This is a genomic window from Streptomyces populi (assembly GCF_002911015.1).
Taxonomy (GTDB): Bacteria; Actinomycetota; Actinomycetes; order Streptomycetales; family Streptomycetaceae; genus Streptomyces; species Streptomyces populi.
The window spans coordinates 1-12,163 of sequence record NZ_KZ627013.1 but is presented as its reverse complement, the minus strand read 5'-3'; the positions used below and the strand labels follow the sequence as shown (position 1 = coordinate 12,163).

12 protein-coding genes and 1 pseudogene are annotated in these 12,163 nt (G+C 70.8%); 4 read left to right on the top strand and 9 right to left on the bottom strand.

Annotation, left to right across the window (positions count from 1 at the left end; translation table 11 throughout):
* Positions 1 to 1,263: sensor histidine kinase (locus tag CW362_RS40540; RefSeq protein ID WP_103554595.1), on the bottom strand; the 1,263-nt coding region annotated here is incomplete at its 3' end.
* 178 nt (positions 1,264 to 1,441) lie between these two features.
* Here CW362_RS40540 and CW362_RS40535 point away from each other — a divergent pair.
* Positions 1,442 to 1,645 carry a hypothetical protein gene (locus CW362_RS40535; protein WP_103554593.1) on the top strand — a complete coding sequence of 68 codons (204 nt, stop codon included), beginning with the start codon at positions 1,442 to 1,444 and terminating at the stop codon, positions 1,643 to 1,645.
* A gap of 31 nt (positions 1,646 to 1,676) precedes the next feature.
* Here CW362_RS40535 and CW362_RS40530 read toward each other — a convergent pair whose 3' ends face one another.
* From CW362_RS40530 to CW362_RS40510, 5 genes are all read right to left on the bottom strand, one after another.
* Positions 1,677 to 1,901 carry a ribonuclease domain-containing protein gene (locus tag CW362_RS40530; RefSeq protein WP_276313762.1) on the bottom strand — a complete coding sequence of 75 codons (225 nt, stop codon included), beginning with the start codon at positions 1,899 to 1,901 and terminating at the stop codon, positions 1,677 to 1,679.
* A 13-nt stretch (positions 1,902 to 1,914) separates the two neighbouring features.
* Positions 1,915 to 2,523: a dihydrofolate reductase family protein gene (locus CW362_RS40525; RefSeq protein ID WP_103554592.1), complete on the bottom strand. Its 609-nt coding sequence runs from the start codon at positions 2,521 to 2,523 to the stop codon at positions 1,915 to 1,917.
* Positions 2,524 to 2,738: 215 nt separating this feature from the next.
* Positions 2,739 to 3,551 (bottom strand): AIM24 family protein, encoded by an 813-nt coding sequence (locus CW362_RS40520; protein ID WP_103554591.1) that lies wholly within the window; start codon positions 3,549 to 3,551, stop codon positions 2,739 to 2,741.
* Between the two features lie 174 nt (positions 3,552 to 3,725).
* Entirely contained in the window at positions 3,726 to 4,562 is an 837-nt protein-coding gene (locus CW362_RS40515) for a calcium-binding protein (protein ID WP_103554590.1), read from the bottom strand.
* 438 nt (positions 4,563 to 5,000) lie between these two features.
* Positions 5,001 to 5,996, bottom strand: coding sequence for a helix-turn-helix domain-containing protein (locus tag CW362_RS40510; RefSeq protein ID WP_103554589.1), 996 nt, complete (start codon positions 5,994 to 5,996; stop codon positions 5,001 to 5,003).
* Positions 5,997 to 6,128: 132 nt separating this feature from the next.
* Between CW362_RS40510 and CW362_RS40505 the strand changes: the two genes are divergently transcribed.
* The 3 genes from CW362_RS40505 (at position 6,129) to CW362_RS40500 (ending at position 8,110) form a co-directional block, all read left to right on the top strand.
* Positions 6,129 to 6,464, top strand: coding sequence for a hypothetical protein (locus tag CW362_RS40505; protein WP_240658314.1), 336 nt, complete (start codon positions 6,129 to 6,131; stop codon positions 6,462 to 6,464).
* Between the two features lie 170 nt (positions 6,465 to 6,634).
* Positions 6,635 to 6,808, top strand: a complete 174-nt coding sequence (locus CW362_RS43955) for a hypothetical protein (protein WP_167455664.1) — start codon at positions 6,635 to 6,637, stop codon at positions 6,806 to 6,808.
* Between the two features lie 114 nt (positions 6,809 to 6,922).
* The gene (locus tag CW362_RS40500; protein WP_103554587.1) at positions 6,923 to 8,110 is read left to right on the top strand and encodes an aggregation-promoting factor C-terminal-like domain-containing protein; all 1,188 of its coding nucleotides are present in this window, start codon (positions 6,923 to 6,925) and stop codon (positions 8,108 to 8,110) included.
* A 684-nt stretch (positions 8,111 to 8,794) separates the two neighbouring features.
* On the opposite strand, the gene CW362_RS40495 is transcribed toward CW362_RS40500, so the two are convergent.
* The 3 genes and pseudogenes from CW362_RS40495 to CW362_RS40485 form a co-directional block, all read right to left on the bottom strand.
* A complete protein-coding gene (locus CW362_RS40495) occupies positions 8,795 to 10,084 on the bottom strand; it encodes a tachylectin-related carbohydrate-binding protein (protein WP_103554586.1) in 1,290 nt (429 codons plus the stop codon).
* A gap of 405 nt (positions 10,085 to 10,489) precedes the next feature.
* Positions 10,490 to 10,966 (bottom strand): hypothetical protein, encoded by a 477-nt coding sequence (locus CW362_RS40490; RefSeq protein WP_240658313.1) that lies wholly within the window; start codon positions 10,964 to 10,966, stop codon positions 10,490 to 10,492.
* 134 nt (positions 10,967 to 11,100) lie between these two features.
* Positions 11,101 to 12,163: pseudogene (locus tag CW362_RS40485) on the bottom strand (Ig-like domain repeat protein); the annotation flags it as partial.

Genomic DNA, 12,163 nt, shown 5'->3' with positions numbered 1-12,163 from the left:
CGGCAACCAGGCCCGAACCCGAAACCCCCCACCCCCCACCACCCCGTGCTCCAACCGTCCCCCCGCCAACGTCGCCCGCTCCGTGAGCCCGATCAGCCCCTGCCCGGACCCCGGCACCTTCGGCACCGGCCCCGGCGGCGCGGGATTGGCGACGGTCACGGTCAGCCCGGAGCCGGCAGCGCCCCGCACCGTCACCGTGACCTCCGCCCCCGGCGCGTGCTTGCGCGCGTTCGTCAGCCCCTCCTGCGCGATGCGGTACGCGGTGCGCCCCACGGACGCCGGTACGGCACCCGGATCGAGGACCCCGTTGTCGAGCACGACCTCCGCACCGGCGGAGCGCGACTCCGCGACCAGCCCCTCGAGCGCCGCGAGCGTCGGCTGCGGACGCCCCGCCTCGTCGGAGTCCCCGGCCCGCAGCACCCCGATGATCTCGCGCAGGTCCTGCAGGGCCTCGTGCGCGCTCTCCCGGATCACCCCCGCGGCCCGGGCGACCTCCTCCCGGGGCGCGTCGGGCCGGAACTCCAGCGCCCCCGCGTGCACGCTCAGCAGCGTGAGCCGGTGCGCGAGCACGTCGTGCATCTCGCGCGCGATCGCCTCCCGGGCGAGCCGCTGCGCCTGCTCGGCCCGCAGCGCCGCCTCGGTCTCGGCCCGTCGCGCGCGGTCCCGCAGACTCAGCATGAGCTGGCGCTTGGACCGTACGAACATGCCCCAGCCGACCACCGCGGAGGTGAGCAGCGCGGTGACGGCGAGGGCGGCGAGGTACGGCAGTTCGGGGTCGGGCCGCAGCCAGAAGAACGCCGGGAGCAGCGCGAGCTGGACGCCGGCGACCCAGGCCACGTACCGGAAGGGCCGGTGCACGGCGAGGGTGAAGAGGGCGACGAGTCCCGCGCCTCCCGCCGTGTTCGAGACCAGCCCGACCGGGATCATCGCGACGGCCAGTCCCAGCGGCCACCGGCGGCGCAGCCAGACCGCCGCGCAGGCGAGCGCTCCGATCAGCTGGTCGGCGACGGCGAGGCCGTGCGGGATGTCCGGCTCGTCGTTCACGGTGCTCGCGGCCGCGAGACCGATGGTGACGGCCAGCAGGAAGCAGCCGAGGTCGACGACCCAGTCGCGCACGGTGCGCCGGGGCCGTCCGGAGGGCCCCGCGCGTTCGGCCTCGGGGTCGAGGTCCGCGGCCACGGCCGACGGCAGCAGCCACCGCCGGGCGGGCAGGACCGGCGCTGGAACGTCACACGGCTCGGGCGCCGGACTGTCACCACTCACGATCGACAAATCTACGCAGCGGAGCACGCCGCCACCTCCCCGCGAGCCCGGCCGTAGACCGAAGTCGGAACGGTCCGGACTTTCGTCCGGCCGGGGGCCGGTGACCCGCGACTCAGGTCGGACACGTCTCGCCCCGCGGCCGATGTGCCCGGGGGGTCCGCGGGGCGAGGGTCGTGCCATGAGGCAGTCGCTGGAGGTTCTCGGTTTCGTCGCCCTCGTTCAGGGCGCCCTGGGTCTGGTCCGGGAGGCGACCGGCCACCCGCACGGGTGGGGACTCGTGCAGCGGCTGGGTTTCCTCGACGGTCACGAGATCTACGCGAGCGTCTCGCTCCTCGTCCTGGCGCTCGCGCTGTTTGCGGCCGCGCGGAGCCGGAGGCCCTGACGAACAGGGCCCGGACGTCCGGCGGCCCGGATCAGCAGCCGAAGTCGATCAGCTTGAAGGTGACGTAGTGGTCCGAGGTGTAGTAGTCCTCCAGGGTCTTCCTGCCGGTCACGATGCGACGGGCACCACGCGTCGAGGAGCCGGGCGTGATGACCGTGTACTCGTGGTAGTACCCGGTGGATTGCGAGGGCAGGACACCCTCCCGGTTCTGGAAGACCGCCCCGGCCGCGACACCGACCGGGACGGCACACGACACCCCCGACCAGTGGCTAGTAGCTGCCGTACGCGGGACGCCCTTCGCGCTCGTACGTGTTGATCGCGACGCCCGAGCCGGTGACCGTGCCGCCGGTGCGCCGGAACGCGGTGGGGGCGGCGCCGTCGGCGAAGAGGCGGCGGCCCTCGCCGAGCACGACGGGGAAGGTCATCAGGTGCAGGGTGTCGATCAGACCGAGCGCGAACAGGGACTGGGCGAGGACGGCGCTGCCGTGGATCTGGAGTTCGCCCCCGGTGCGCTCCTTGAGAGCGGTGACCTCCTTGCCGAGGTCACCGGTGATCACCGTCGTGCCCTCCCAGGAGGGGTCCGTGAGTGTCGAGGAGGCGACGTACTTGGGCAGCGAGTTCAGCTTGGAGGCGATCGGGTCGGCCGGGTCGGTCTTCTTCGGCCAGTAGCCCGCGAAGATCTCGTACGTGCGCCGGCCCAGCAGGAACGCGTCCACGTGGGAGAAGTTGTCGACGACGAAGCGCCCGAAGTCGTCGTCGCCGAAGGGAACGCTCCAGCCGCCCTGGGCGAAGCCGCCGCTGGGGTCCTCCTCGGGACCGCCCGGCGCCTGGTGGACTCCGTCGATGCTGACGAACGCGGTGAGGGTGAGCTTGCCCATGGCGGTGCCTGCTTCCTTGCGGTGGGGTCTGCTGTCATCAGGACAGACCCCACCGGTACCCGCAACTCATCGGTCCGCGCCGCAACCACCCGGTGCCGCGCCCCCGCGTCCGCGCGGGCCCGGGGCCCGTCGTTCGGATCATGCGGCGGGACGCGGGGCAGCCGACGAGGCGCCGCGTCCCGGCGCCGCCCGATCCGAACGACAGGCTCGGGGACTCACCCCTCGCGGGTCGAGAACAGTCCGCCCGTCGGGCCCTGCTTGTCGCCGCCCTGGGCCTTCCTGAGGGCGTTGGCGAGGCTCTCGATGGTCAGGGACTGCAAAATCACCCGTCCGTCGCCCTCCAGGGTGGCCAGCGACAGGCCCTCGCCGCCGAAGACCGCGTTCATCAGGCCCTGCCGGTTGAGGCCGCCGATGCGCTGGACGCCGTACCGGATGCCCTCCTCGAAGGCGACCACACAGCCGGTGTCGACCTCGACGCGGCCGCCGAAGTCGGCCGGGTTCAGGTCGATGAAGTTGCCCGCGCCCGCGATGATCACCGTGCCGTGGCCGGTGAACTTCTCCAGGACGAAGCCCTCGCCGCCGCTGCGTCCGGTCCGGCCGCCCTGGAAGGCGATGCCGAACTGCACGGTCGACTCCGCCGCCACGAAGGCGTCCTTCTCGGCGAACCACGCGCGTGTGCCGTCGAGCTCCAGCGCGCGCATCTCGCCGGGCAGCACGCCCGCGAAACCGACGGTTCCCTCGCCGCCCGTCGACGTGAAGTACTGGAACGCCAGCGATTCGCCCGCGAGGGCGCGCTGGCCCGCCTGCATGGCGGTGCCCACGGCCTGGCGCAGCATGCCGCCCATACCGCCTCCGCCGCCCTGCTGCCCTCCGCCTCCGCCCGACGGCCCGGAGAGCCGTGTCTCCATGGTCACGTTGGTCGTCTTGAACAGGAACTTTCCCGCTTCGCAGTACACGGTCTGGCCGAGGCGCAGGTTGACGACGGCCATCTGCATGGCATTGCCGACGATTTCTTGCTGAAGAGTCACACAGGAAGAACGCGAGAGGCGGAACGAAGAGTTCCGGTCAGTCGGGTGAGGTGCGGGCGTGCCGCGGGCACCCGTCGCCCCGGCGCTGTCCTGGATGCCGGCAGGGGGTGCGGAGGGGGAACCGTTCCCCCTCCGCACCCCCTGCCGGCCCCGGGTTCTCGCTACGTTCCGGCTCTAGTTCTGGTAGACCCTGTCGGTGCCCGCGCCGCCGGAGAGCGCGTCCGCGCCCGCGCCGCCGTGCAGCAGGTCGTTGCCGGTGTTGCCGTAGATCCTGTCGTCGCCGGCGTCGCCGTACAGCTTGTCGTTGCCGCGGCCGCCGGAGAGGAGGTCGGCACCGGAGCCGCCGTGGACGACGTCGTTGCCGTCGTCCCCGTACAGGCCGTCGTCCTGCCCCGAGGCGGTGCCGAAGAGGACGTCGTCGCCGGGACCGCCGTGGCACCTGGATTCGCAGCCGGTGAGCGTGTCGTCACCCGCGCCGCCGGACGAGCCCTCGCCGTAGACGCCGCCGCCCCCGTCGAGGCGGTCGTCGCCGTCCTCCCCGTACAGCTTGGAACCGGAGGTGCCCTTGAGGAGGTCGTTGCCCTTGCCGCCGTGGACCGAGTTCAGCGCGGGTCCGGCGACCACCGCGGTGTCGTTGCCGTCACCGAGGTAGGCGTCGAAGTGGTCTCCGTCGCCGGTGCCCCCCACGCCGACCTCCACCCTGCACTCGACGAGCTTGTGGTCGGCCGCCGACGGATAGCCGCACCGGTCCGTGGAGAGGGTGATGTCGTACGCGTCGCGGAAGGTGAGGAGGATCTCGTAGTGGTCCTCGGAGCCGACGTCGACCTTCTTCCCGGTGATCCTCAGCTTGTTGGTCTGTCCGGCACCGGCCGTGTACCGGAGTTCGCCCCAGGAGGTACGGCCGATGGAGGCCTGGCTCGCGGCGGCCTGGGCGGTGGACGCCACGAACACGCCTCCGCCGAGTGCGAGCGCGAGAGAAGCGGTGGAGGCGATGGTCCTTAACGTGCGCATGCAGAAATGACCCTTCGGGGAATGGGTGATGATCAGGCCCGGCGGGGAAAGACGCCGGTCCGTACGCCGCCACCGCCGCCGCCGTCGTCACGGCGGGCAGCGGTCGAGTCGTGAGCCCGCAGCTACGCGCGGGGGTCGTGTTTCCTATTCACCCGTTTGGACATCGCACCCCGGGCGGTGGTTGTAGCGGAATTCCGCAGGATTCCCGGAGGCGAATTCATTTTCCCGTCCATTAACCGCCGGGACACCGAAATGCGGCCTTCCCTTCACTCCCCTCCCGGGGCGCGAACGCTGCCGGCGGTTTCCGCCGAGCAGCCGAGCAAGGGTGAAGGGTGAGACCGTCGGCCGGAAGCAGGCGACGGTGACCGTGCACAGCGACCGGGCGGGCACCACCTGGATCCGGGAGCCGGGCGACGTGACCGCCGCCCGGGCAAAAGCTCAGGAACGGGTCGGCAGCCAGCCCTGCTGGACGGCGCGTACGCCGGCCTCGAAACGGCTGCGGGCGTCGAGGCGTTCCATCAGCTCGGAGGCGATCCGGCGGGCCGTGCGGTGGGAGACCCCGAGTCGTTTGGCGATGGCCTCGTCGGTGTGGCCCTCGGCCAGGAGCCGCAGGGCGGTCGCCTGCTGGCCGGTGAGTCCGTTCGGGTCGGTGGGCACGGTCTCGCCGAGCGGCTGGGCGGTCTCCCAGGTGGTCTCGAAGAGCGCGCACAGGGCGGTGAGGGTGCCCTGGCCGGTCAGCAGGACGGCGCCCGCGGCGGTGTCGTCGCTGCTGACCGGGATCATGGCGGTCAGCCGGTCCATGATGATCATCCGGGTCGGCAGCGAGGGGACCGTGCGGACCCGGCCGCCCAGCCGGGCCAGCCAGGTGGCGTGTTCGACGGTGGGCCGGTTCGTGCGGACGCTGTCGAGGTAGATCGTGCGCATGCGCACCCCGCGGCCGAGCAGGTCCTCGTTGAGCGGCCGGGACGCGGCCATGTTCTCCGCGGTCTGCGGTCCGCCCGGGGCGAAGGCCAGGAACTCCTCGCGCACCTCACGGGTGAGCACGGCCAGCCGGTCGCGTATCTGGTCGAGGCCGACCAGTTGCTCCACCCCGGGATGGCTGGTGGCCGGACGAAGCTCGGCGTACTCGGAGATGAGCTGGGCCGCGGCGGCCCGCGAGGATTCGAGACGCTGCTGCTGGGCCGCCAGTTGCGCCTGCTGGCGACCCATCAGGATCTCCATGCCGATGTCCGGGGAGACGGCCCGGAGCCGGCCCGCGTCCCCGGCGGCGGGGCGCACCAGGGCCAGCTCGCTCAACGTGTCGAGGGCATCGCGCGCCTCTTCCTCGGGCAGCCCCACGGCGTCGGCGAGGGCCGCCACACCGGCGGCCGGATGTCTGAGCATGGCGCGGTACACAGTCTCCGCGGCGGCGTCGAGTCCAAGAGCGGTCAGCATCCGGTTCCCCCAGCTTCCTGCACGGTTCCTCCCCTGTCCGACGATGATCTTCGCAGAGGACGGGGGATCGTCACAGAGGCAGGACCAAAGCGGCCATGGCCTCAACTGACCACGCCACAAGGCAACTTGTTCATGAATCCCGTTGAGACTCTGGAACGTATGTATCTGGTCCACATATATCTGGAACTACCGTCCGGCGAAGAACTGCCGCAGAACATCAGGACCCTGGTGCGGTCGGCGATCGCCCCCCGCGACCGCGTCGAGCACGTCGCCGTGCATCCCGTCTCTCCCTCCGAACTCACGCTCGGCTTCTACCTGCTGGCCGACGCACTCGAGGAGGCGGAGGAACGGGCCCTCCGGACCGCCCGCCGACTGCTCTTCTCCGTACCGCAGTTGGCCACGGCGCGGCCGACCGGCGCGGGGGCGCCGCTGATGCCGCTGGCCTTCGAACCGCAGACGGTGGACTGAAGCGGCCCGCGTGGACGCATCGGTCCAAGGCCGCTTCCGTCCATCCGTGAACCCTTTTCACGGGCCTGAGCTGCGACGAACCTATGGATCACCGGCCGAACCGAGCGCCACCGCGGGGCGCGACGAAGGGCCGGACACCGCATCTCGTCCCGGAAGAAACGGAAACAGCCATGCTCCGCACCCGAATCGCCAAGGCCGCCGCGGTCTCCTCCCTCGTCGTCGCCACGGCTCTCGCCGCCCCGGCCGTCACGCACCGGTCCACGACGGACGCGGTTCCGGCCTCCTCCGTTCTCGCCGGTGACGCCGGCTGGCAGGTCGCTCCGACGGACGCCGGCTGGCAGTAGGCCCTCCACCGCCGCTGACGGCCGTCCGCCGCGGCGCCGTCCCGTTCACCGGGCTGCCGGGTCACCCTCCGACGCCCGCCCGCACGACCACAACCGTCCCAGGGGGAGCGAAGAGTGAAGACCATCCGTAAGAACGGCCGGAAGGCCGCAGGCCTGCTGGCGGCCGGCGTTCTCGGCACCGGACTCCTCACGGTGGCCGCTCCGGCCGCCGAAGCGGCCACCACCTGCTCGGGCGGGGTCAACATCTACGGCGTGCTCGACGACGGCAGGCTGACGTTCAGCCAGATCAACCCGGCCACCGGGGACCTGGCCAAGGTGCTCGTCGGGCCCGACCTCGGCTTCGAGCCGAAGGCCATGGCGACCCTCAACTTCAACACGGTCCTGATGACGTCGACCTCGGGTGCCCTCTACCGCGTCGACATCAAGACCAACAACACCAGCCTCGCCCTGCTGAACGCGCCGGTGAAGATCGCCGACAGCGGCTGGACCCACGACAAGCTCACGTACGACGGCCACGGCCACCTCTACGGCACCACCGCCGCGGGCCTGCTGCTGCGCTACAACGTGACCGAGGACAAGCCGGCCGGTTCGCAGCACATCGGCGCGCGCACCGAGATCGACACCGGGTTCGTCCTGAAGACCCTCACCGCCACCGGCGACGACCGCCTCGGCGCCACCACCGACGACGGACGGCTGCTCGACTACTCCGTCGCGGGCGCGGGCTCGTGGAAGAGCAACACCCTCAAGACTTCCGGCTGGTCCGGCTTCAACCAGCTCGTCTCGCCCGGCGCCGGCCTCTACTTCGGCCGCCTGTCCTCCGGCGCCATGTACTGGTACAAGGACGCCGACCCGACCGACGGATCCGGTTCCGACATCTCGTACCACCTCGACGACCCGGTCAACACCCGTGGCTGGACGCAGAGTCTGCTGTCCGCCCAGCCGGGCACCTACACCTGCACCACCTCCACGGAGACGGTCGACCGCAACGACATCACCGCGGTCAAGGCCGCCGGCCGGCAGATGATGAACAGCAAGGACTCCTCCTGGGCCACCTCCGCGCAGTGGGCCTGCCTGGAGACGCTCTGGGACCACGAGAGCAGCTGGCGCTGGAACGCGACGAACTCCTCCTCCGGCGCCTACGGCATCCCGCAGGCACTGCCCGGGACCAAGATGGACGTCGCGGGCGACGACTGGAAGGACAACCCCCTCACCCAGATCAAGTGGGGTCTGAGTTACATCGACGGCCGCTACGGCTCCCCATGCGGCGCGTGGAACTTCTGGCAGGCGAACTCCTGGTACTGATGCCGACGGAACCGAAAAGGGCGGCGCCCCCTCGAACCGAGGGGGCGCCGCCCTTTTCGGCGTGGGCCGGGGGAATCCCCTCCGGGACGTGGACGTGGAAGCGGAAGCGGAAGCGATCGGGGCTCGGCGGGCCCGCTGAGCCGGCCGCGCCGCCCCATGCGCCGGACGGTTCGGCCGCACGTCCGCCGGCCGTCTCCGGGGTGCTGACGCCGTCCTCGTACGGCCGGGACGCGCACGGCCGGGACGCGCACGGCCGGCCCGGGGCGGCCCGCCCGGAGCGGCCCGTCCCTTTCCGGCCGCCGGACCGTACGCCGAACGGTGCGTCGGCCGCGGACCGGAAGGTGAGGGCTCCCGAGGGCGGACGGCCGAGGAGGGGGTCCACGACCACCGGCACGGCCTGGACACCCCCGTCGGCGTCGCGCACGAGGCGGGCCCGGAGGCCGGCACCGTCCTCGCCGGTGTGGACGGTGCCGCGAGCGCGGCTCCGCCGGGACCGGTGAAGCGTTGCCCGCCTGGACCGGTGAGGTGCCGCACGCTCCGGTACCGCGCCGCTCCGGCCGGCGCGGTACCGGAGCGTGCGGCGGGCGGCGAGGGTGCGGCCAGGTCGTGAGCCCGTTCCGGGCCGAGAACGCCTCGAAGGCCCCGCCGGGGATCGGCGGGGCCTTCGAGGCGTCGGACGGGGTGTCAGGCGATCTTCTTGTAGCGCAGGGCGACGTACGCGGAGGCCGGGTGGCCGCCGATGTTGCCGCTGTTGATGTTCGCGGTGTCGTAGTTCATGTCGGTGGCCGTGCTGCCCTCGGCGTAGTAGTAGAAGGTGCCGGCGTCCTGGTCCTTCCAGCCCGCGAAGAGGACGGCGTGCTCGGAGTAGTCGTTCAGCGCGTCACCGGGCCGCAGGTCGGCCTTGCTGATCTGCGTGGCCACGCTGGAGAGGGTCTCGGTGTTCAGCGAGCTGGTGAGGTGCCAGGCCATGGAGACGAACCCGGAGCAGTCGGTGCGGTAGGTGTGGTCGCCGTCGACGTCGGAGGCGTAGGCGCTCTGGCTGTAGGGGACGTTGCGGGTGTACCAGTTCTTGGCGCGGGCGATGACCTCGTTGCGGGAGATGGTGCCGCCCTGCACGGACTCCGCCGGGGCCGGCGCCACGTAGGCGCAGTTGTTCGCGTAGGTCGACAGCAGGCTCTGGGTCCAGCCGGACGCGTCCACCGGGTCGTCGGAGTGGTACGTGATGTCGCTGCCGTCACCGTCGGTCGGGTCCGCGTCGGAGTACCAGTACATGCCGCCGTTGGTACGGCCGTAGTAGAGGCCGCCGCCCGGCGAGGAGAGCGAGTCCACCGCCGACCAGCCGCTCGACTTCAGGACCGTGCGGTCCCAGTCGTCCACTCCGTTGATCTTGTAGCTGAGCAGCCGGCCGTCCGCGGTCGAGGCGACGATGCGGTCGTCGCCCGCGGCGGCGAGCGTCTTGAGGACGAAACCGGTGTCGATCACGACGTGCTGGCCTATGTGGGCCGAACCCGCGGGCTTGGCCTGCGACACCAGGTACTGGTGGAGCTGGCCGTCGACCGTCCCGTAGAGGTGGCCGGCGCCGTCGTAGACCATCTTGTCGAAGGTCCAGCCGCCCTCCCAGATCTTGGTGACACCGGCGAGGGTGAGGGAGGTGTTGTTGGTCTGCACGTCGACGCGGTAGAGGTCGCCGGTGGTCGAGGTGACCAGGACGGTGTTGAAGTTGAGGGCCGCCATCGCCTTGGGCGTGAAGCCGAGGTTCGGGCCGGTGAGCGTCTTGACGCGGTTGCCGGTGTCCGGAGCGATCTGCGTGTACGTCAGCCGGCCGTCGGACAGGGTGCCGTACATCGACACGTCGCCGCTGCACGACGCGGCGGCGTGCGCGGCTCCGGCGGTCGTCGCGACCATACCGAGGGACATCGCGCCGACGGCGAGCACGGTGGCGGTGGTACGGCGGATGGCACGGCCCAGCTTCATGATTTCTCCTGCGGTGTGTGAGTCGAGCGCACGAAGGCACATCCGCGGCCTGGACAGCTGCCCTGCAGGTGCAGCTGTGAAGGCCGTTCCGGGTGTGGCGCTCGGTGGCAAGAACTACTTTCGTCGCAGGTCACGCGGGTTGGAAGAGGAAACGGATGGACGCAAACGTCCTTGGCCCGTTGCGTCCTGACGGGGCGTCGGAAACGTCCGGATGCCGGTGGTTCCGGACCTGGCCGCGTGGACCGGGACCACTTTCGCACACGTCAAGTGGCTTGAAATTCAAGGCTGTTCACGGGACGCGGTGTCCCTGGTGGGCAGCTCGCCGATCGTCGCCGCTCCCGTGTCCCGTTGATCCGCCGGGAGAGGACGAGGCCGCGCCGCGGAGGCCGTTCTCCGCGGTCGTCGTCACGAGCCCGCCGCGGGGTCTCCGTCACCGAGGCCCATCCACCAGTGCCCGTCGTCCTTCACCAGCAGCAACTCCTGCCGCTGACCGGTTCGTCCGTACGTCACCGTCACCGGGTTGAAGTAGGGGACGACTCCCTCCAGCACGGTGACTTCGACGGGACCGCCCGCCGCCCGGCCGTACTCGCGCACGTACTCGGCCGCGGTGGGCCCGGGCTGCTTGAAGGCGGGCCCGGCCAGCTCGGCGATTCCCTTCGCGTCTCCGGCCTTGAGCCGCTGAACGTAGACCCGTACGAGCGTGTCGACGTCCTCGGCCGTCTCCTGTACATCGGGGTACGTGGACTTCTCCGCGCGCACCGTCACGTCGACCCTGGGCGCGTCGGCCAGGGCATAGGGCTCGTGGAACCAGTTCCACCACACCCCCGCGGTGATCCCGACGACCAGCAGACCACTACCGAGCGAACCAACCAGCTTCCTCATGTGCACCTTTCCTCTTGTACCAGTCGGACTTGACGCGCTGAACGGGCGGCCGGTTGCGGGGAGCGGGACACAAGGGCAGAAGCCCCGGCCGGCGGGCGGCTCGGGGCTTCTGGCCGACGGTCCGGGACCGTGGGTCAGTTGGTGAAGTAGAGGTACTTCCAGGAGCTGTAGGTGGTGGAGTTGACGTCGTCGCCGGAGGAGCCGTTGATGTAGGCCGACCGGACCCGGACACGAAGACCCGCCTCGTCGGAGGCGCCGAGGTCGATGACGCTCTTGCCGTCGCTGTTCAGCTTGAAGAACTTCTCGTAACCGCGCTGCCACTCGCCATCGATGTAGACGTCGATGTCCAGCCGGTGCTTGCGGCCCGGGTAGTAGCTCATCGTGGTGGTGAACACCGGGCCGACGTTCTTGCGGTACCAGTAGTACGTGGTCGAGCCGGAGCCGATCCTGCCCGTCTTGTAGTACTTCGCCACCGAGGTGGAGACGTTCACCTTGGCGTACGCGGTGACCTTGACCGTCTTCGGGGCGGTGCGGGCGTCACCGGCGAAGACCGCGGTGATGGTGGTGTCCCGCTTCATGTCGACCACGGCGGAGAGGTTGCCGCTGGAGTTGACGGTGCCCTTCTTCAGCAGCTTGTCGGGCTTGTCGGAGCCGTAGGGGTTGGCCCAGATCTCCACCGTGCGGCTCTTGTAGGTCGAGCCCAGGTGCGCGGTGAAGGTGACGTCCTTGTCGTAGGAGTACACCGTGCCGTTGTTGTTCAGGCTCAGCGTGGTGGCGGCCCGGGAGACGGTCACCGTGTCCGAGCCCGAACCCGCGAGGCGGGTCGCGTCGCCCGCGTAGGAGACGGTGTACTTCGCGTCGCCCTCGACCGACGGAGCATCGGTGAAGGAGAACGTCCCGTCCGCCTTGGTCTTCACCGGGGCCAGGGTCTTGGCCGACGACGCCCCCGGGTCCGTGCGCTTGACGGTGAGCACCGTGCCGGCCGGGAGCGCGTCGGCGCTGACGGCCTTGCCGGTGACGGTCAGCGACTTGCCGAGGTTGACCGTGGCGGGCGCGCTCACCGTGATCGTGGTGGCGTTGCGGGCGACGGACACGGTCCGCGAGGCGGACGCCGGGGCGTGGCCGCCGTCACCCGCGTAGGAGACCGTGTACTTCGCGTCGCCCTCGACCGACGGAGCGTCGGTGAAGGAGAACGTC